The sequence below is a fragment of the Pantoea alfalfae genome (genome assembly GCF_019880205.1).
Taxonomy (GTDB): Bacteria; Pseudomonadota; Gammaproteobacteria; order Enterobacterales; family Enterobacteriaceae; genus Pantoea; species Pantoea alfalfae.
Window position 1 is genome coordinate 3441157 of record NZ_CP082292.1, and the last position, 21688, is coordinate 3462844.

Here is a 21688-nt window from a genome sequence, read left to right on the forward strand (position 1 = left end):
CTGCTACTTCCCCGCGATTTAATCCACCTTTTATGACGGAGATATATTTAATTATCTAAACATCATGAAAAAAATTATTATCATTTTGCACTGTATTCTTATTACCCAATATTCTTTTGCTGCCGATCAAAAACTTTTCTCAGGCAGCGAACCCGCCATTAATGAAGCACCGGCAGGTTTCTGGGGCGTATTTTCTAAAACACCAAATCCCGGCACCTTGCCTGCGGGCGGATCGGCGCTGGCAGACAAATTACAAATTAATCCGGCAGAAATTGAAATGCAGCCTGCAGCGTCGAACGGAGCTGAAAGCTTTCCGGCTGACTGGCAGGCGGCTATCCAGCTGGCGGTGAATCATCATCCCTCCATCAGCAGCAGCATTGCGACGCTGGAGTCATCAGGGTTCACCATTGATGCCGCAAAAGCGGGCTATCTGCCCTCCATAAAAGCGGGCATCACAACCGGTCGACAGCAGGATGAAGGCAGCGGCCATATCGCCACCGTCGGCCTCTCTCAGATGCTTTACGACTTTGGTAAAACCGGCAGCGCGGTCGATCAGGCCAGCGCGAAATATCTGCGCCAGCAGGCCACTGTTCTGATGCAAATCGACACCATTATTGAACAAACCGCACTGGCACTGAATGACGTTTATCGCTCGACGCAGCTGCTTGATAATTCGAAGAAAGAGGTGAAAGCCCTGCGGGATATCCTGGCGCTGACGCAAATGCGTGCCGATGCCGGAGCCAGCACACGGGTGGATCCGGTTCAGGCGCAGGCGCGTGTTGAAGCCGCCCAGGCAGAGCAACTGGATCTGGAAATCAAACTCCAGCAGCAGAAATACCATCTGCAATCCTTGCTGGGCCAGCCGGTTGCCGAAAAGAAAATATCCGCACCGATCTCGCTGCTGCCGCTGATTGAGCGTCAGAATGCCCGGATCGATTTAAACCGTAACCCGACTATTTTAGTCGCCCAGGCCGATGCCGCCGTGGCACTGGCTGAGTTACGTAATTACAAAGCGCAGCGCTATCCCACTTTATCGCTTGAAGCCAGCACCAATAAATATATCGGCGACATTGCGGATTATCAGCGCCATAGCCAGTACCAGAACGTTTATCTGTCTGTTAACAGTACGCTTTATCAGGGCGGCGCATTAGTGGCGCAGGAAAGTGCCAGTGCCCGCGCACTGGAAGCGGCCAGAACCACCATAGCCAGTAAAAAACTGGAGATCAGCGATCAGCAACGCAATTATTTCCAGAGCGTAAAGGGATTACAAAAAAATATCAGCCTGCTGACGCGCCGGATGAAAACGATTATGGAGACGCGCTCCCTTTATCGTGAGCAATATTTATCGCTGGGTAACCGAAACGTACTCGACTTACTTAACGCCGAGCAGGAAATAAGCCGTGCTCAGCAGGATTTAATTAATGCCCGCTGCGATCTGTGGGCCTCCTCGGTTAATTATCTGGTAGTAACCGGTATGGCACGTGAAGCATTTGATTTAAATAATAAGGTCATTCAGGGACTGCGCATTGCGCCGTAATTCTGTCAGCAATTAAGAGAAGATGATAATGAACACAATATCTGACAGCGAAAATGCATCAGCACAGCCTCACGCGAAAAAGGCTTATACCCCCTGGCTCGACGCGCTGCTGCTGGTGGCGAAACATTACCGCCTTGATGGTTCACCTGAGCGGGTGAAAGGGGAAGCGGAATGGCACATGCAGCACCTTTCACAGGATGCCCTGATTGAAAATATGGCGCGCCAGCTCGGCCTGCTGGTCATTTTTGACGCGTTTGACCCGGATCAGCTCGATCCGTGGCGCATGCCGTTGATCGTCGATTTCGGTCCTCGCGGCGTCGGCGTCATCACCACGGTGGGCGAGGATGGCCAGGTCAGCGTGATGCTGAGCGGTGAAAAACAGCTGCAGACCACGCTGAGTATTGAAGATCTGTCGCAGCATGCACAGCGCGTACTGCTGGCGAAGCCGGAGTCTTCCGTGCCGGATGCGCGGGTGGATGACTATATTAAGCCACATCGTGCTGACTGGCTGTGGCAGACCATTCTTCGTGAGTGGCCAGCCTATGTAAACGTGATGTTTGCGTCGCTGATCTCCAACGTGCTGGGCCTCTCCGCGATGCTCTTCACCATGCAGGTGTATGACCGGGTGATCCCTTCCCAGTCGGTGCCCTCTCTCTGGGTGCTGTTTGGCGGCGTCATGATCGCCCTGACCTGCGTGTTTGTGATGCGTATCATCCGCACGCATATCTCTGATGCAGCCGGTAAAAGCGCGGACCTGCGCATCTCCGATCGCGTCTTTGGTCACGCGCTGCGGATCCGTAACGATCAGCGGCCCAAATCGACCGGATCGTTTATTGCCCAGATCCGCGAGCTGGAACAGATCCGTGAACTGATTACCTCGACCACCATTTCAGCAATTGCCGATCTGCCTTTTTTAATCATCTTCCTGTTTATCCTCTGGTTACTGGGTGGATGGCTGGTACTGGTTCCGCTGGCGGCGATTCCGCTGATTGTGATTCCGGGCCTGCTGGCGCAGGGTTCGCTGGCGAAGCTCTCCAAAGCGACCATGCGCGAGTCCGCAGTGCGCAGCGCTATGCTGGTTGAGACCGTACAGGGCATGGATGACATCAAGCTGCTGCGCGCAGAGCCCTACTTTCAGAACCAGTGGAATCACCTGAATGAGGTGATCAGTAAATCTTCACAGAAGCAGCGTTTTGTCAGCGGCCTGCTGATGAGCTGGACCAGTGAAGTCCAGACCGTTGCCTATGTCAGCGTGGTGCTGGTGGGTGCTTTTTTTGCCATGAGCGGTGACCTCTCTACCGGCGTGTTAATTGGCTGCTCGATGCTGGCGTCACGCATGATGGCACCGCTGGGCCAGCTGGCGATGATATTTGGCCGCTGGCAGCAGGCCAAAGTGGCGCGCGAAGGACTGGAGAACCTGCTCAACAGCGAGGTCGATCAGCCAGAGCGCAGCATCCGTATTCATCGCCCGCGCATTAACGGCGAATATGCGCTCTCTGACGTTATCTATCGCTACGACCCGAACTCCCCTGATCCGGTGCTGACGGTGAAAAAGCTGACCATTAAAGCCGGTGAGAAAGTGGCGCTGCTGGGGCGTAACGGGTCCGGTAAATCAACGCTGTTGCAGCTGATGGCAGGTCTGTTGCAGCCGGGTGAAGGTGTCCTGCTGCTGGATGGCGTGCGGCTTTCCTCCATTGACCCGCTGGATGTAAGGCGTGACGTCGGGCTGCTGACCCAGAACGCATCCCTGTTCTACGGCACAATTCGCGAGAACTTACGCCTGGGCATGCCGCTGGCGACAGAAGAGGAGATGCTTCAGGCCCTGGAGATCAGCGGCGCACTCGACTTTATTCAGCGCCTGCCGGAAGGCATGGATTATCTGTTACAGGAGGGTGGCAAAGGCTTGTCTGGCGGACAGCGTCAGCAGCTGTTGCTGGCACGCACCCTGCTCCGCCAGCCAAGCGTGCTGTTGCTGGATGAACCTACCGCCTGGCTGGATGATGCCGCTGAAAAACATCTGATTGAGCGGCTGATGACGTGGATGGGCAACCGTACGCTGATTATCGCCACGCATCGCCCGGCGGTATTGCAGCTGGTTGATCGCATCATGCTGATGGATAAAGGCAGGATTGCGCGGGATGGCTCAAAAGCAGAGATGCTGGTCACCCGGCCCGAAGCCAGTGCCGCGCCGCATCAGGGCAACGTCAATGTTAAACCGAAGGGAGCACAGGCATGAGTTTCTCCTTATTCCGTAAAAAGAAGCATCAGCGTTCCCGTCAGCGCGTCTCTTCCGGCGGCCTGATCATCATGTCGGTGCTGGTCATGCTGCTGCTGTTCTTTGTCTGGGCTTCTAACTTTGAACTGGATGAAGTCACCGTTGGTGTCGGCAAAGTGGTACCCAGCTCACACGAGCAGATCATCCAGTCGCTGGAAGGCGGGATCCTCAAAGAGCTGAAGGTTCACGAAGGCGATGTGGTTGAGGCGGGCCAGGTGCTGGCCCTGCTGGATCCCACCCAGATTGACTCCGGTGTGCAGGAAAGCACGTCGCGTTTACGCGCAGCGCTCGCGACGGCGGCCCGCTTACAGGCTGAGACGGCAGGCACGCCGCTGACCTTTCCGCCGGAAGTTTTAGCGGATCCGTCCCTGGTGGCCGCTGAGACGGCGCTTTATCACTCGCGTCGTGAGAACTACAGCAAAACCATCAGCGGCCTGACTGAAGCGCTGAGGCTGATTAACCGCGAACTGCAGCTGACCTCTTCCCTGGTGGCAAAAGGCGCGGCAAGCAATGTGGAAGTGCTGCGCCTGAAACGTCAGGCTAACGACCTGCAAAGTAAGCTCAACGACGCGGAAAATAACTACATCGTGCAGGCCCGTGAAGAGCTGGCGAAAGCCAACGCCGAAGCGGCATCTCAGCGATCGATTATCATCGGGCGGGCGGACTCACTGAAGCGCACGGTTATCGTCACGCCGGTCAGAGGAATCGTTAAAGATATCGAGGTGAACACGGTCGGCGGCGTGATTCCGCAGCGCGGCAATCTGATGGAAATTGTGCCGCTGGATGAGCAACTGATGATTGAGGCGCAGATTGCCCCGCGCGATGTCGCCTTTATCACACCCGGCCAGCGTGCCGTGGTGAAACTCACGGCCTACGACTACAACATCTATGGCGGTCTGGAGGGCAAAGTGGCCTCTATTTCACCCGACACCATTCAGGATGAAGTTCATCGCGACCAGTACTATTACCGCGTCTACATCCGCACCGATAAGGATTATCTGGTCAATAAAAAAGGGAAAAAGTTTCCGGTTTATCCGGGGATGATCGCGATGGGTGAGATCCATACCGGCAGTAAAACCATCATGGAGTATCTGATGAAACCGCTGAACCGGGCGAAGGAAGCGCTGCGGGAGAGGTAAAATCTGCGGTGGCTGGAGATGGAACTGTGAAAATGCATGTCCGGGCTTCTGAACCTGCCTGGACATGCTGTTTGGTTAAAAATGGTCGTATAAATGGTCGCGGCGAAAATGGCGCTGTTTAGTTCTGTGGGAATAGCATCGCTGTATCGGTAAGCCAGTCGCCAGCGCTTAATAGGATCAGACCCAATGCACGGGCGATCGTCCTCGTCAGCCAGGTTCCTGCTGGCAGAGGGTTTGATTGCATCAGAGTGGCTGGGGCGGTGGAGGATTCAGGGTAATAAGGTTTGGTTACTCCGCAGCTGAAACATCAGCTGGCGGTGTTGAAAGAATTGCGCAGCGTTTATCCAGCAGCGACTCAACGGACGCCCGATTGCCCTTATCCCAGCCGCGCCGGGTGGTTAGCAGGATAAACCCTTTTTCTCCCGAGAACGTCGTCGGGATGAGCGCCACACCAGACTCCGCCAGCTGCGGCGGCGATAGATTGAAATGGCGCGCCACGGAGGAGACAGGATAGATCCCCATCGCCGTCGGTTGCATAACGCGACGGGCATAGTAGGTGTGATTCAGCAAACGGTCGGGCAAGGGTCGCCAGTCATTATGAATATAGGGGCGCTCGGCCTGAAGCTGGCGATAAACATCTTCCCGCAGGCAGGTCAGATGAATATGCAGTTGATTCTGGCTGCGGCCATAAGCGGAATTCAGCGCCATGCCAAGCCGATCCTCAGGCACTTTAGCGCCATAGGCCGCCATCAGACGATAGCGCATTAACCAGGCGTAGCCGAAATAATCGGGACGTCCAGGGCGCGACAACGTAATGCTCTCAATGCCGGACATCGCTACCGTCGGCACCAGAATAAAGTGCAGCCTGTGGCGAGGATTCTGGATGATGCTGTAGCCCTGTGTGCTGTCCTGCGGCAGATAGATTTGCTGGCAGGGTGCCGGATCGCGACGGTAGTGATAGTTATTCATGCAGAGGTCATGCGTGACCGTCCACAGCGCGTCAGAGCGGGCGCATCCTGTCAGCAGCAGCGCAATGACCAGCGGCAGAGAACGGCATCGCCACAACAATTTCCCGTTCAGCGGATTGCGTCCGGTCAGGCGACTCAATGCGGGTACAACCTCATTAGCAAGGGTTCATATTGGGGGAGCGTTTATCCGAATGGCAAATCAGCATTCAGCCTTAAAAAAGAGATGCACTAACCTTTTGCTTCAAAAGCATCAGGAATTCTGCAGGCGTAGTTTCCCATAAGTCTGTAGAAAACTCCGCGCCATAGCGGCTTTTAAAGTCCTCCTCCAGGTTGTCACTCTCCCTCATAAACTGCTCAATATCACCAATCAAGCCATGTCGGGAAGCAGCTGTGGAATCTGCAATCCATGCGTTGATTTGAGCATCTACACTTTCACCACTACCGAACAAATCATAGTCCTGTCCAAAGTAAATGGCGATTAGGCTATCAAGTCCGGCTATGTTAAGGTTTTTCATAACTATGCCATCGGATAAGCAGCAAGGATGATAAAGATCTTACAGTTCTAATACTCGAATTTAAGTGTTATACGGACCTTATAGCATGCTTACTCAAAGCCTCTTTGAGGTGTCAACAGTCACGCCCATTATTGTAGCTATAACCATCAGTCACTTTAACAAAGATTGATCCTAAAACGTGATTTAAAAATCAAAGCCGTAGTATGTCGTGGATGTGCGCGCCATAGGTTGCAGCATTTGAGTGTATCGCCTTTGTTGATCAATTCATCAGGAAGACCAGACGATATAAGTTGCTTTTGCAATTTCCTGATTTAAAATTTACATATTATTTTCAACAATACCGGTCAAACAGCCTTTATTTTATAACAGGAAATTTAAAAATCAGTTTCTTCTATCTAAGAGGTAAAATCGAAGTAAAGCTATTAAATGATACGAAGGACTAATGTACTGATGGAGGTAGTGGCTTCCTGATAGTTAACCGCTCCCGAAGCGATATCGGGAGCGGCTTTTCATTCAGACGACTTTCTGTTTACCGACAATAACCTGAATAAACTCCTGCACCTGCTTTTGTTTCCGCGCCGACAGCTTGCACACCTGGCGCAGCGACTGCATCAGTCCGCTCTCCTGCCGGGCGGTGAGCACGATACAACCTTCCATTACCTTTACATCTACTGCTGTGCCAGTGGCAAAACCGTCAGCTTCCAGCCATTGTCCTTTCATGGTGATGGCGGGTACCCGGCTGTAATCCGGATATCGGCTTGCATAGCTAACCGTTAATTTCCGGTTATTTGCAGGAGAGACTTCTGGTTCAGACAGTTGTGCAATAGAATGGGCGTCAGTCATGATTACTATTCCCTATAAATAGTGATTGTGATTAGCGGCGCGGGTGTGTTGCAGCACATCCGCACCGCGCTAAATATCTGTATACATCATCAGGTATGACAAGAAAAGTCCAGCTTAACACAGCCTTTAATAAGCTATTTATAAAATCATTTGAATATAAAGCTTAAGGAATTTTTAGCAGAAAACAATAAGAAGAGCACCAGCAAGGTGCGCAGAAATATAAGGATTGATATTTTTCACGTGACTTTTTTAACTATACTGGCTGCACATTTGGATTTAATTTTTCCAGCAACGCGGCGGCGCTGTTGGCAGCCTGTCAGATCGATATTGGGCTTATTTTCCTGAAATAACCAACGCGGAAATAAGCCAGTTCTATCAACTCAAACCAACACCTTCAACCCATGCTTCTGTAACACGCAAAGCAGCTTCAGCGATAATCCACCTGGACGTTTTACACCATTTTCCCATTTCTGCACCGTTGACACGCTGGTGTTCAAATGGCTGAAAGGCTGGGAAAAGTCACTAATGGAGAGTGTTTTTTCGGGTGTGAGGAGAGCTTAGTTTGAGCTTACAAGGCTAGTCAGGACATGAGAAAACATGGTTTGAGTTAGGTGGTTAAATGAGCGAGTAAAACGCACCTAAAAAATTAAGCTTACAATTTAGGCTTTCATATAACCTATTGAATTAAAGAGAGTTACATCTCATACCAAATTCCGGAAAAAACGCCAAAAAAAGTGAAGACTCTACGTAAAAAAAGATGACACAAGCCTGTAAAACGTTTATTTTTACGTAAAATGAATATTACTTCCAGGTAACCTCTGTATGGCGAACTTTGACACTGATTATTGCTACTCTTTCCCCGCTGTCAGAGGAATCCAGGCAGGCAGACCGTTCTATATCGCTACCTGCCCAATGCGCATAATCCCCAAAATTTTCAGTTTTGACGAAAATGAAGTACCGCCTGAGTTGCGTGCACAAAGAACACTCAATAAAGCCCGTATACCTGAAATGGTCCGCTACTTACTTGAAAATCCAAGTGATTATGTTTTTTCAGCTCTAACTGCTTCCATTGCAGTAGATGTGCAGTTCGATGAGTATTCGGGTTCCAATAACTTAGGGACTTTGCGGGTGCCCATGGAGGCACAAATTTTAATCAATGATGGGCAGCATCGCAGGAAAGCGATAGAAGACGCACTGGATGCAAGGCCTGAGTTGGGACAAGATAATATTCCCGTATTATTCTTTGTAGATGAAGGGCTTAAACGCAGTCAGCAAATGTTTGCTGATTTGAATAAATATGCCATCAGGCCAAGCCCTTCTCTTGCTACACTTTACGACCACAGAGATATCAGTTCGAACTTATCACGATATCTGGCTATGAATATCGAGCCTTTTATCGGACTAACTGAAATGGAAAAATCCAGCATCAGTAAGTTTTCAAACAAACTCTTCACCTTAAGCAGCATCAAGCAAGCTACGCGTTCTCTGCTGGGAAAAGAACCTAAAGCCAATGATGTTGAGCAGTGTTCTGACCTTGCGGCCCTCTACTGGCAAGCGATATTTCAGGTCATGCCAGACTGGCAATTAGCTGCAAAAAAAGAGGTATCTCCTGCTCAACTTCGCCAGGAGTATGTTCATGCACACGGCATAGGTCTTCAGGCTCTGGGTTTACTGGGTCACTGCCTGCTCTCAGAGCACCCTGACTCATGGCAAAAAATAATTTGTGAGCTTAGAGAGTTTGACTGGCGTAAAAGCAGCCCAGAGCTTACAAAACGTGCAATGCAACATGGTAAACTCAGTAAGACGACGGCATCTATCCAGCTTACCTGCAATGCTCTTAAAATCGCCTTATCGCTCCCCCTTTCAAATGAAGAACAAGAGCTCGAAGCTCAAATGGTTATCTCATGAGTAAACTGATTCAGGCCCACGATCTGGCCGATTACGAAGATTTTATCAACCAGGAAAATTTTGCCGGGCGGCCCCTGGCAGAATACGTATCTGAAGTACAACGTATCTATTGTGCTGATAAGCGTCCATGGGTGATTGGCTACAGCGGGGGTAAAGATTCCAGCGCTGTCATTACTTTGGTATACCTCGCACTACTTGGACTACCGCCCGCTATGCGGCAGAAAGACGTGTTTCTTGTTTCGTCCGACACATTGGTAGAGACACCAGTCGTAGTGGATTTGATCAAGAAGACCATGCAACGAATTGAAGCCGGTGCTAAACGCGCTGGGCTTCCAATCACTCAGCATGCTGTCATGCCAAAGACCCACGAAACCTTCTGGGTCAATCTGCTAGGTAAAGGTTATCCGGCCCCTACCCGCAGTTTCCGCTGGTGTACTGAGCGCATGAAAATCAACCCGGTAAGCGATTTTATTAAAGATAAAGTCAGCCAGTTTGATGAAGTCATCGTTGTACTTGGATCACGTAGCAGCGAAAGCGCATCCCGCGCGCAGGTCATAGCCAAACACAAAATTGATGGTACCCGTCTGGCGAGGCATACCACTCTTGCAAATGCATTTATCTATACCCCTATCGATACCTGGGACACTGAAGACGTCTGGAAATTACTCAGAGGTGCATTTCGTTATTCTCCAGATGATATTGATGAGTGGGAAAACCCATGGGGTGGTAACAACCGTCCATTGTGGACACTGTACATGGACTCTTCAGCGCAAGGCGAATGTCCACTCGTTATCGATGACAGTACGCCATCTTGCGGTAGTTCACGCTTTGGATGCTGGACATGTACCGTGGTCACCAAAGATAAAGCGATGGAGAGCCTGATCCAGAATGGTGAAGTCTGGATGTCTCCATTACTGAAGTATCGCGATCTTCTGGCGTTCACCACTGATCCAGCAAATAAAGACACTTACCGTAACTATAAGCGCCGTAGCGGCAAGGTCAGTTATCAATACGCCAAAGATGGCGAGGAAATAAGTGCTGAACGTAAGCATGTACCAGGACCTTACTGGATGAAGTATCGTCAGCAATGGTTGAAAGATTTACTGGAAATTGAGCGAGATATGAATGCTCAGGGCCACACCATCACGCTTATCACTGAACCTGAACTACATGCTATTCGCCAGGAATGGTTAAAAGACCCGAATGAGCCCGATTGGTATGATGCCCTGCCGGGTATCTATCGGGAGGTCTACCAAAAAGATTTGAATTGGGTTGTAGACGACCAGTCAAGATTTGATGCCAGTGATGCTGACTTGCTAATGCAGATATCTCAAGGATTTGATGTTGAACCTGAGATGGTCATGAAGTTAATCGAACTGGAAGTATCTATGGAAGGCCTGAGCCGACGTCAGGGGATCTTTGACAAGTTAGGCACCATCCTGAGACAGGACTGGGGCAGTCTTGAAGAAATTAAGCTGCAACAAGAAGCATTACAGAAACGAAACGATCGGGATATACATCAGGGCGAAGTCGCTCAGTTAGAAGCCGAACTCCAGATATTGCAGCGCAGAATTGCCGAAGTAAGTGACTCGTCTCTGCTTACCAGTGAGGAAAAAGAACATGTTAATTAAACAGCTGGTTTTGCAAAACTTTAGAGTCTTTAGAGGAGAGCACGTTATTGAATTGGCGCCAAGGAAACGCCAAAACAATTCTAATCCGCGTCCGATAGTTTTATTTGGTGGACTAAACGGTGCTGGGAAAACATCCATTCTATCGGCTATCCGAATTGCCTTATATGGCAGACTTGCGTTTGGTTCATCTACCCAACAGCAAGAATATGTTGAAGAGCTTAGTGCATTGATTCATAACGGCTCCACTTCTGGAGAGGATCCGAGTGAAGCATCAATCGAGCTCAGCTTTACTTATAACAAAGGCGGTTATGAAGCTGAATTCACCGTTACACGTTCCTGGAAAAAAGGTAAAAAAGATCAGCTCTCGCTTCAGCAAGATGGCCAACCTCTGAATGAACTGGATTATGATCAGTGCCAGGGATTCCTGAATGAATTAATTCCACATGGAATTGCAGATTTGTTCTTCTTCGACGGCGAAAAAATTGCAGAACTTGCTGAAGACGATTCAGGAAATATTCTACGTACAGCGGTAAGACGCTTGTTAGGTTTAGATCTCATTTCGAAACTTCGAAATGATTTGATGATATTTGTCAAGCGTCAACAATCAAGCCAGTTAGAGGTTTCAAAACAGCAAAAGCTTTCTGATCTTGAAGAACAGGCTAAAAAGTTTTCTTTCATGGCGGAGCAGATTTTAGAAAAAGCTGATTTTACAAAAATGCGCATCGATTTGCTGACGAAAGAAATCATGCGATATGAATCCCTTCTCAATGCAGAAGGTGGTGCTTTTGCCCAGACTAAAACACAAGAAAAACAGAAAGTTGATACGCTCTTAAAAGAAAAAGAGCGCCTTGAAAAAGCCTTGCGCCATGAGTGCGATGGCTCATTGCCATATGCTTTAGCACCTAAAACTTTAGGCCGTTTGCTGGAACAAATTAATAAAGAGATGCAAATCAAGCAAGCGAGCAGTTTTGAAAAAGAATTGAATCAATTCCTCGTACAGCTAAAAAATGATATCTCATTCCGTTCAGGTACTACAGGTATTATTGCTGCCGAAGCGATTGAAGATAATCTAAAAGATTTCCTGGCTAGTAAACCTAAAGGGGAATTATTGTTTGACATCTCGGAACGGGAAGCTGGGATGATTGAACAGTCCATCGAGCAAGACAGTAAGAAATCCTGGGAACGCTTTGATCTCTATCGTACCCAATTAGCAGAAGTTGAAGAGCAACTTGAGCAAGCGGCAGCAAACATCGCTCGTGCACCCGAAGATGATCAGCTCATAGATATATTTGAAAAACTTCGAGAGCTTGACCGGCAACGCGAGAGTAAACGCCAGGAGTATCGCCTGCTTCTGGAAGAAGCAAAGCAAACTAAACAACAGCAGCTTGAATGTGCTCGCCAGATACAAAAAACTCATGATCTGGCTCGTAATCAGCATAACTCCGATAGTGCATTTAATAACGCGCAGGAAACGATCAATCTGCTTGATCGATATAGTGAACTTTTAACAAAAGCCAGGGTGAAAACGCTGTCAGTCAATTTTGGCGATGCTTATCGTAAATTAGCTCGTAAAGAGGATTTACAGCTCAATGCACACATCAATCCTGAAACGTTTGATGTGGAATTGATCGATGAAAAAGGCACAGTAATAAATCGTAAGCTTCTTTCCGCTGGTGAAAAACAAATCTATGCAATAGCAATACTTGAAGCTCTGGCGAAAACATCTGGTCGCGATTTGCCAGTGATTATAGATACGCCACTGGGCCGTTTAGATTCTCAGCATAGAGATAAATTGATTAATCATTACTTCCCGTTTGCTAGTCATCAGGTAGTGCTGCTATCAACAGATACAGAAGTAGATGAGCGATATTTTGTCGATCAATTGCGAGATGACATCTCTCATGCTTATGAAATCGTTTTTAATGCGAATACTAAGTCATCAACTTTAAAACCGGGATATTTCTGGGAATTAACAAAGGAGGCAATCTGATGCTCCCTAACAGAATGCAGCTCAGTCGCCAGACTGAAGAACAACTTAAAAAGCTTAAGGGATTCACAGGGATAACTCCTAACGTGGCCTCCCGCTTAGCATTTTTCCGTTCGATAGAAAGTGAGTTTCGATTTTCACCAGATCGAGATAGCAAAAAGCTAGATGGCCTTTTGGTACTCGACAAAATTACGTGGTTGGGTGAAACGCTACAAACAACGGAATTGGTACTTAAAATGTTATATCCACAGATAGAGCATGCAATGTTAATTAAAGCATGGGCGGCACATGTTGAGGATGGGATTGCTGCAATAAGAAATCATAAAAACCTAAAAGATATAGCGCAGGTTTTATAGTTATTTTCATAGGTTAACATAAATGCAAATATGTTAACCTATGCTAAGCATTAAACTATATCCTCTTCAAAAGCTAATGCATAATTTATTACCTCTTGAAAACTAGCGCTTAGTACATCATTGGTTATATCTTCAATGTCAATTAGCCTTATTATTCTATGCCTATCAAATATAAGTGATGCTGTGATCTCATCATTTTGACAAAAATTTCGATCTGCGTCTCTAAAATCAAATGGAACAAATAATATGTTTTGTGCATTATCAGGCAAATCAGCAAGAAAGTTTTTAACCCGGTCGACACTAGCTTGTTTATTACTCCAATTTTTTCCAGATGCACTTTGACCTAAAAATATTTGCTTTCTTTCTAAGTTAGGGTCATCTTTAAAAGGAATCCACGCAACAATGTCTATCCCACCATCACCATTGTCACCGGACCTAAAGATATTAGCTCGAACAGACCTTGTTAACCCCAAGTCACTAGCTAACAGAGTAAATTTTCTCTCGAGACTACCAATATATTTAGAACTGCTGTCAGAAGAAACGCCGAATACATGAACCTCAGCATCTTGAGGTAGATAGTTTTTCAAAGCATAGTATGATAACTTCTCAAAAATTGTCGTTACTTGGTGATATCCATCCAAGTATTTAAGAAGAGAGCTTAATAACAAACATATATATATATAATGAACATCTTGAATGTTATCTTTTTTCTTAACTCTTACACCGTCGAAGGAGAATGGGTAGTGGTCACCATAATGAATGGCTCGACTATTAACCTCGGAAAACCAATTATTAATTCTACTATTCCAAACCTCACTTGTATGACCATTATTTTCAGTACCAATATCAGCAATTTTTTCATCTTCTAAAAAACGATCATAAACATCACTAAAACTGACACCATCATCACAATCAACTAAAGCAAGAAGCTCTATATAGTCACAATAATAATGTGAGTTACATATAGTTTCATTCGGCGTACTGCTTAATGATTTAAATTCAATCATCCCATTTCTCTTCTGACATAGATTTGATAGCAGCATTCATACTTTTCGCAAGCGTAAATATATCTTTAAGTTTTTCTCTAACCGAGTCATGGTGTTGTTTTACTTTAAACAGTACATTATTGGCTCTTTTTAATCCAGAGAGAGCTGCTTCAATTTCCTGATTGAATGAATCGGCTGTAATGGATACTAAATTATAGGCATCTATTATATTACCTTCACCTGCTCGGAAGTACTCCTCTGATTCTTTATTTCCTAAAACGGTATCAAGCATTTTTAAATTATTGCTATCACCTAAAACTCGGCTTCGTCCATTTTCATTTTTCTCGAAGAACCATCTTGTTAATAGCTCCAATTTATCTATATTTACATTAGCTGTAGGCTCATTTGATTTAATATCAACATTAATATATCCTCTGATATTTTCACGACTCAATGAGTCAGAGAGATAATTAAAATGCAAGCTTGTTTCATCTAAGGATACAATCTTGAAAAAAGCCTGATCTTCAATTTTCAGGTATAACTCATATGCTATTAGCAAACCTCGGACATAATCACTACGACTACCAATTGATTTTGCTAATTTTCTACATTTACTAGTAAAATCATCATCATTAAGTTCTTTTGATAATTCATTAAGATATCTAGCCTTGGGCAAAATCCCCCATGACTTCACACCTGTTATATGTCTATATCCCAGATACTTGTTAATTTGCTCACGATTTTCGAAAATAATGCATGGCAATTCATTTGGTCGCTCCTTGGTTTCAGAAAGGACTTTCTCTATTTTTATTTTTTGTGACGCGGCCAATTCAGGTTCGTTAAGCAATATGACAGATGTAAGCCTTCTATTTCCTTCTATTACAATATAATCACCAGATTTGTTATCATCAGGAACAACCAATAATGCCTCGCCGATAAAAAAACCAGACTGCCCGATTGCCAACATTAATTCTATAATAGATGCATCATTAAGCATCCAATTAACAATATCTTTCTTCCCTATTTTATCCTTACGAAAAGTAGAGGGAAGACGAGGATTTTTCTCATCTAGCTTTATCTTATCTAACTTTACGTATTGAATATTTTGCTTGGCCATTTCATCTCCATCAATTTTACGAAAATATTACCCTAAAAAATCAAACAAGTTCCCAAAAGGCCTTATCTCTCATTTTACTTACTCTTTTATCACCATCGATATAAAGACTAAAATGTTTATCAAGCTGACGAATCTGCCCCATCAAAGACTCCTGTTCCCCTTTCTCATCAACATTAAAAACAGCTTTAATATCTGCATTTTTGATCTCAGATACTCGATGAATTACCCAAGTTAAAACATAGGAAGCATAATTATTTTCCCCAGTCTTAAAGTGGGTGATCTCCTGCGTTGAAAGAATAGCCCCTACACCATATTCGCGCCCTTCTTTAAGGATCTTACGCAAACTAGAAAAATCCTGACGCATAAAATTATCGGCTTCATCGACCAGAATCATTTTTGTTAGCTGGCGGTAATCGCCTTGAACCATTGGCTTGCCCCGTTTTTGCATCTGCGCATAAAACAGATCTAACGTTAACGCGACAACTAGGTTTTGAATTTCAGAAGGATATCCAGCCAATTCAATGACGGTCACACCATCAACCAGATCATACAAGCTGGTCATTTTCTCAGGATTGGTTTCAAATATCTGGAAACCTGCCAGATTATAAAGTGCTGCATACAATGAATCTTCGTCAACTTTTTCCTGAGCCAAATAACGTTGCCAAACATCTTCAATAGTAGGTGCAGTATGGCCCCATGTTGTACGATCATGAGGGATGATGCCAGATAACGCATAACACTCCATGATCAGGCCAACCAATTTCATTCGCTGTTTTACGCCTAGGTTGTAGGCTTTACCCATTGTTTCTGCAAATGCCATTGCTGTGTGTCTAGGCAACATAGGCATATCGCCGAATAAAGATAATGGATTGTAAGGTAACAAAGATAACTGATACTTCTTAGCTCCAGTTGCCTCAAGAAATGCATTATCCACATAGTCAGATTTATAATCGAAAATCAGCAAGCCAATAGGCTTGCCATCAACATTACAGGACTGATTGCGCATCAGCTGGGTAACTAAAGACTTTGTAAACTGAGTTTTTCCAGTACCCATTGTGCCAATAATCCCAGTGTTGGTGTTCATGAACTTAGCCGTGTTCGTTGGCTCCCAATACAACGGGCTCTGGCGCACAGCATCGTGACCGAACAATATCTGTAATGGCGTATCAATGATATCAGGTGCAGTTTTTGTAATTTCAGAATTTAAGGGCTGATGTTCCGAAACGGGTTGTATAGTTGTCGACTCAGTGTTTTCTACAATCACATCTTGTTGTAACGGACTTACATCGCGTTCTGGCTTAAGCCAATATTTTTCCGGCACCTGGAACCGTTCCACAAGCGGTGATTGATCTCCCTGTGCAGTGATTAGAGAAGGCAGCAGTGAATAAGGGATTTCAATCTGTAAAATATTATCTACCGTCTCTTTATAGGAGATATCAAAGCAAGTTGCGCTGTCTACATGTGCTACCACGAAGCCGTTTGCATAATCCGCAAGCTGACCTAACTGATAGTCGCCTGTTAACCACCATTCACGTCGATCAATCAAGGGGACAAGTTTGTCGCTGTCGAGCACGCCGTACAAACGCAACTTCTCTACCTGCATCAGCACCTGACGTATAAAAAGCGCTCGGTAGAGTTGTGATGCCAGCGTTTTAGGCTCCAGAATATCTTGCTGTAAGTAACGTTTTAACTCGCGAGCCTGTTGGCCTGCGTAACTATAGTCTGGTCGAGCCCCGGTTTTCACTTCTAGCGGCAACAGATAGAGGCAGTTTTCTTTAAATCCGACAAAGAGCACATCATCAGAAATAGCACCATTGCGATACCCCTGTAAATTCCTCGACAAATCGCTCTCTTTCATTTTCAGGCCGACATTTCCGGACACACGAATCATCTCAGCTACCGATAGCGGAACCCAGCAAATATCAGACTCACGCAGCATAGATTGCACAAATTTGTACGCGCCAATAATGCCGTGTTTCTCTTTACGCTCTCTTTCACTGGAGCGCAGCATTTTCAGCAGCCATTCGCCATTGAACGCGTTAAATTCAGCAAGCAGATGATTACTGTCAACGGTGGATTGCCCGGGCTGGCTTCCGGTCTGGAGCAAGCGTAAAAACAAATCAACCTGCTTCGTGACGGTGACGGCATCATAACCTGCGCAACTGGTGTATTGGTCAGAATAGTGAATAAGAACTACATCTTTCTGGCTAGTGAAAAAGTCGAGAGTGACTTTAGGATCAATGATTGTGGTCCAGAGCGCACTGTTAAATGAGTAATTAAGTAGCTTTTTAAAATTACCGCTTACGGCTAAGCCGATCCCCTGTCCATGATACTGGCTGTTGCTTTGACGTGCAGGTTGCCACAGGCAGCCGATTAATTGTGCAAGACGCAACGCGCTGTAGGGCTCGGTGTCCACGTCACGCAGGCCAAACGCGGTAAAGTATGCGTCCCCCTGTGTTTCAGCTCCTTCACCAGCGATGAGTCCATGGCAAAGCACCCCGCTGGACGCATCTTCGATACGTATCTGTCGGCAATCAACAGGTACTGTGTTGGTGAAAAACGCCAGATGCGCATAGGCCAGCTTGTCACTTTCTGAAGGTAGGACAAATTTGCTGAATGTTAAACGGCTGCGTAGCAGATCAATCAACATATCTGCCTCTGCCCGCCATACGCCGCTGTTCAGATCGAGATCATTTTTTAGCTGTTCATAGCTGCCACTTTCAGCAAAGTGATCGAACATATTGGGAAGAAGGCGTTCATCGTAGCAGTTCACATGCACCGAAATAGCGTGCTCTCTTTCCTGCTTAAAATAATCCACTAAGCCCAAAAATAACTCTTTGGCGTTCCCTTGATTAATGGCATTAATAATCAACGCATTGTTTCCCGCACTCTGAAACAACCGAGCATAGGCATCTGTGAACTCATTAAGTTTGTCTTTTACCAGACGTTTCACATAGTCATGACTTACCTGCCGTTGCGGAATCACATCAATCCAGAAGCGGTTCTCCTCCACTGGCTGCAATTGTGCGTATTCATGCTCACTCTGATAAACAAATGGCATTAAGCCTGAAACCACCAGGCGATCCAGGGTAATAGACGGTAGAGTGGCAAATGAAGATGAAGCGTGCGTTTCCGACTCTTCAATTATCGTTTCAGCAAGTTGTAGATGGTAGGCGAGTACTAGCGGATGCAGCGGCGATAGGCGTTCATGGCTATCACTACGGCATATCCCAACATATAGAAGCCGTTTTTCCCGAGCCGTCAGTGCTCTGCTCAGGCTGATTTGCTGAAGGGCCTGTTCAAAGGTGGCAATGATGTTGCTGACCACAGCGCGGTATTCTGCTGACCATGATACCAGGCTAGGCAGCGTACTACGCTGCTGATAGTAGGCAAATAACTGCTCATATGCGTTATGTAGCTCGGGGTAGCTGGCATGAAGATCTTCTATTTTAAAATCAGTACCGTCACTTCCGGTACCCAGAAGACGCCCCTCAATTAATGAAGCTTCCAGTTGTAATAATTGCTGACGAACACCAACGACTTTGTGCTCAATGTTATCAAGAATGATACGACTCTTCAGTCGATTCCAGGTTGCATTACCCGCTTCTTTAAACAACTTATTGAAACGACTCTGATCAAACAGCAGGGGCAGCGTTAGTCCTTCCTCGGCTCCTGGTCCCTCGATGTTAAACGACAAACGAGAATCGCCAGAAATGAGTGCAAACTGAACCAGGTCACTTTGATTCGCCAGTTTCTCAAAATTCACTTGAGCATAATGCTGGCAATCGATGTATTCGCTCTCGTCATCTAGCATACAGGTCAGATCGCCAGATTCGGCAATACGCAGCGTATTATCTTCCAGTTGCAGCGTTATTTGCCCTTTACCAGGCTCTATACGATAGCTGTGCTGAATATCGTTTAGCCAGAATTTTCCCTGCTCAACTAATAACAGTCGAAACTTATATTCTTCAGCTGAGTTATTACGATTGGTCAGTTCAAGACTAAAAAAGCATGGACGCCCGTCAAAGGGCACCGATGCCATAATGCATGATGTCTTTCCTCCCGCCCGGCTAGTGCGCCAGAAAGACGTATTTTTTAGCTGCCGATGATGGGATATTTTAATCTGGCTGTCCTGAAGATCGTTCCCCTGAAAGCTGAACTCTAACTCTGCTTTTGATTGTCCGGGCTGTACCTGCACCAGCAGGCTGATGTCACGTTTGCCCGCCTTGCTCGCGCTTTTAGCACGTTGCCAAACTTCACCGTTTTCAACGGAGATGTTTTCCAGCACCAGTTTTTGCTCACTATTCTGTTCTTTTTCTCTTCTATAGTCGGCAAAATCAAGCTCACGCCAGTCGTCTTTATCGACAAAGTGCTCCTGAATGAATTTAGTACTAAATTCAGTCAGCACATTCTCCAGCTGTCCACTGTAGCGTTCAACACTATCTTCAATCTGGCGATATAATTTCCGGTTTTCATTGAGTCTACTGCGAAGCTGCTTGTGGCTATAATTTAGTAGCTCATCATCTTTGAACAATTGAAGCTCTGAAAAATCCAGGTTGCCATCATCAAGCAGACGATACAGCGACGAGAAACCAAATACAGTAGCCCCTTCTTCCAGCACCGTTTCACGTTGATCCTCCAGAAGGCAGCGTGATAAGTCCGAACGGTTACTATCGGTGGTAATAAGCCTTTCCAGCTGATGACTGAAGGTTTGCGGATACCAGATAGCATCCGGTGCAGCCACGTCTTTCGTGCTGTTAATCAGGGTATCCAGCATACTGTTGTGAATAATTAACAGCGCCGTTTGGGCAAAAATTCCGCTACGCCCTGCCACTTCGTCTCGCAGATGGGAAATATAGTTTTCTGTGAATGCCGGAGCCTCGTTACCATGCAGCACCGGAATCAGCTGAATACCATTGCATGAGAGGAAATCAACGTGCTGCTCTGGCGCAATCTCAAGTTGATTTCCGTCCGCCAAAGAAACGAATGCTTCCCAAAGCTTTAAGGCATTTTCGGGATCGGGAGATTTGAACTGGTAGCGCTCGCCCGGCTGGATGATGCCGCCAACCCACTCAATAAAGGTTTCAGCAAGAAAAGTTTCAAACTGTTTTACGGACATATACGGCGTCTCCACTGTCACTCATTCGCTCTACATTTCCCATACGTTCATAAAACGCCACCAGCGTTTGTACTGACTGATTATCCAGATAAAAACCACGCTGCTCAAAACCACGCAGCAGTTCATGCAGGCGGAGCTTGTCATTTTTCCCAACGGTAAGATTGGTCAATAACAGCAAGCGATCCTGATTCAGTACCAATACTTTTCCCGCCCGACCGCGCACCTGAATGAAGTCAGCACAAATCTGGCTTTCCAGTTCGTTGATATATTTACGGTTGACTGTCGCACGATCCGTTTTCTTACCCTGAAACTGCTCTACAGCAACGGATAAGAGCTGTTTAAAAGCACTGTCCAGATCTGTAGCGCGATCTCTGGCTGGAAGATCTCGTTCTTCCTTACTGATAAACTTTTGTATGTAATCATTAATATCATCTAACACTTGATTTGAACTGTTCGAACAGCTCAAACAATCCTGATACACTTGCCAGAGGGGCCTTTTTTTCTCCCCTTTTATCTGCAATACCTCCAGTGAGGAAAGTATTGGGAAAAGTTTTTCACTCTGACCAGCAAACCATTTATAACCAAAGCGTTTAATTTTATCCCGCTCAGAACTGGCTTTTTCGCTGTCGAGAATAAAGAATAGAGACTTACTTTGTGGCTCACCATCTCGCCAGTTATCCAGATTGAGAGCCAGTTGAGCACACCAGCTAAAAGCGTACAGTCGCAGAGTATTAGTCAGTTCTTGCAAGAGATATTGTGGGTGTTCGGCCAAAAACTCCAAGTCAGACTGAAAACATACTGCTATATAGGGGAGATAGGATTGCTCTTCGGGAAACGGGCCTTTCCCCAGCAATCTTATTTTTTCATTGAGCTTATTCATCATTTGCTGCTCAATGAAGTTCAGTCTGTCCTGTATGGGATAACCAAGGCTGAAATCCCCCATCAAATTAGAAAACAATGTGCCCAGACGCTTATCTGCCGTAGACCCATTGATTATTTTTTCGCCCACAAATTGAGCATGAAAAAGCAAAAAAAGTGGGGAAACACTGAAAATATCCTGGCTGGCAAAATACATCCGTTCCAAAACTGACCAGAAAGCTGGCTCATCAAGCAACTCATGCATATGTGCCTTACAATCCTCACGGAATTGGTCAGGATCGTAGGATTCAATTTTACGTTTCAAGGCGTAGCTAAGTACCAGGCCGGTAACAAATTGCCAGTCAATATCGTTATTTTTATTGCGTATCGGCAGGTAACTATCCAGTTGATTATTACCAACTTTTAAATCAGTTGCGATAGGATACATG

At 46.1% G+C, this 21688-nt stretch carries 14 protein-coding genes and 1 pseudogene; 7 read left to right on the forward strand and 8 right to left on the reverse strand.

Annotated features, from left to right (window positions below; translation table 11 throughout):
* Nucleotides 1-64 precede the first annotated feature (64 nt).
* The 3 genes from K6R05_RS16160 to K6R05_RS16170 are packed head-to-tail and all read left to right on the forward strand — an operon-like array spanning nucleotide 65 to nucleotide 4951.
* Nucleotides 65-1537, forward strand: a complete 1473-nt coding sequence (locus tag K6R05_RS16160) for a TolC family outer membrane protein (protein WP_222924622.1) — start codon at nucleotides 65-67, stop codon at nucleotides 1535-1537.
* Between the two features lie 28 nt (nucleotides 1538-1565).
* Entirely contained in the window at nucleotides 1566-3773 is a 2208-nt protein-coding gene (locus K6R05_RS16165) for a type I secretion system permease/ATPase (protein ID WP_262390874.1), read from the forward strand.
* Complete coding sequence (locus K6R05_RS16170) at nucleotides 3770-4951, forward strand: beta-barrel domain-containing protein (RefSeq protein ID WP_262390875.1); 1182 nt, start codon at nucleotides 3770-3772, stop codon at nucleotides 4949-4951. The genes K6R05_RS16165 and K6R05_RS16170 overlap by 4 nt, the downstream gene beginning before the upstream one ends.
* Nucleotides 4952-5239: 288 nt before the next feature.
* Here the strand turns inward: K6R05_RS16170 and K6R05_RS16175 are convergent, their stop codons facing one another.
* From K6R05_RS16175 to K6R05_RS16190, 4 genes and pseudogenes are all read right to left on the reverse strand, one after another.
* Complete coding sequence (locus K6R05_RS16175; protein WP_222924626.1) at nucleotides 5240-6058, reverse strand: CDP-diacylglycerol pyrophosphatase; 819 nt, start codon at nucleotides 6056-6058, stop codon at nucleotides 5240-5242.
* Nucleotides 6059-6131: 73 nt separating this feature from the next.
* Nucleotides 6132-6434, reverse strand: coding sequence for a contact-dependent growth inhibition system immunity protein (locus K6R05_RS16180; protein ID WP_222924628.1), 303 nt, complete (start codon nucleotides 6432-6434; stop codon nucleotides 6132-6134).
* 513 nt (nucleotides 6435-6947) lie between these two features.
* Nucleotides 6948-7277 carry an endoribonuclease SymE gene (gene symE / locus K6R05_RS16185; RefSeq protein WP_222924629.1) on the reverse strand — a complete coding sequence of 110 codons (330 nt, stop codon included), beginning with the start codon at nucleotides 7275-7277 and terminating at the stop codon, nucleotides 6948-6950.
* Between the two features lie 380 nt (nucleotides 7278-7657).
* Nucleotides 7658-7792, reverse strand: a pseudogene (locus K6R05_RS16190) (helix-turn-helix domain-containing protein); the annotation flags it as partial.
* A 307-nt stretch (nucleotides 7793-8099) separates the two neighbouring features.
* On the opposite strand from K6R05_RS16190, the gene dndB reads away from it, so the two are divergent.
* From dndB to dndE, 4 genes are read left to right on the forward strand one after another with little or no spacing between them, the layout of a single operon-like run.
* Nucleotides 8100-9185 (forward strand): DNA sulfur modification protein DndB, encoded by a 1086-nt coding sequence (gene dndB, locus K6R05_RS16195; RefSeq protein ID WP_045140816.1) that lies wholly within the window; start codon nucleotides 8100-8102, stop codon nucleotides 9183-9185.
* Nucleotides 9182-10816, forward strand: a complete 1635-nt coding sequence (dndC, locus tag K6R05_RS16200; protein ID WP_222924630.1) for a DNA phosphorothioation system sulfurtransferase DndC — start codon at nucleotides 9182-9184, stop codon at nucleotides 10814-10816. Before dndB ends, dndC begins: the two co-directional genes overlap by 4 nt.
* Complete coding sequence (dndD, locus tag K6R05_RS16205) at nucleotides 10806-12806, forward strand: DNA sulfur modification protein DndD (protein ID WP_222924632.1); 2001 nt, start codon at nucleotides 10806-10808, stop codon at nucleotides 12804-12806. The genes dndC and dndD overlap by 11 nt, the downstream gene beginning before the upstream one ends.
* Nucleotides 12806-13159 carry a DNA sulfur modification protein DndE gene (dndE, locus tag K6R05_RS16210; RefSeq protein WP_222924634.1) on the forward strand — a complete coding sequence of 118 codons (354 nt, stop codon included), beginning with the start codon at nucleotides 12806-12808 and terminating at the stop codon, nucleotides 13157-13159. Before dndD ends, dndE begins: the two co-directional genes overlap by 1 nt.
* A gap of 50 nt (nucleotides 13160-13209) precedes the next feature.
* Here the strand turns inward: dndE and K6R05_RS16215 are convergent, their stop codons facing one another.
* The 4 genes from K6R05_RS16215 to dptG are packed head-to-tail and all read right to left on the reverse strand — an operon-like array spanning nucleotide 13210 to nucleotide 21687.
* The gene (locus K6R05_RS16215) at nucleotides 13210-14166 is read right to left on the reverse strand and encodes a hypothetical protein (RefSeq protein ID WP_222924636.1); all 957 of its coding nucleotides are present in this window, start codon (nucleotides 14164-14166) and stop codon (nucleotides 13210-13212) included.
* The gene (locus K6R05_RS16220) at nucleotides 14159-15262 is read right to left on the reverse strand and encodes a ParB/RepB/Spo0J family partition protein (RefSeq protein ID WP_222924637.1); all 1104 of its coding nucleotides are present in this window, start codon (nucleotides 15260-15262) and stop codon (nucleotides 14159-14161) included. Before K6R05_RS16220 ends, K6R05_RS16215 begins: the two co-directional genes overlap by 8 nt.
* A 40-nt stretch (nucleotides 15263-15302) precedes the next feature.
* On the reverse strand, nucleotides 15303-20381 hold the full coding sequence (dptH, locus tag K6R05_RS16225; RefSeq protein ID WP_222924638.1) for a DNA phosphorothioation-dependent restriction protein DptH: 5079 nt from the start codon (nucleotides 20379-20381) through the stop codon (nucleotides 15303-15305).
* Nucleotides 20362-21687: a DNA phosphorothioation-dependent restriction protein DptG gene (gene dptG, locus K6R05_RS16230; protein ID WP_222924640.1), complete on the reverse strand. Its 1326-nt coding sequence runs from the start codon at nucleotides 21685-21687 to the stop codon at nucleotides 20362-20364. Before dptG ends, dptH begins: the two co-directional genes overlap by 20 nt.
* Between the last annotated feature and the right edge of the window lies 1 nt (nucleotide 21688).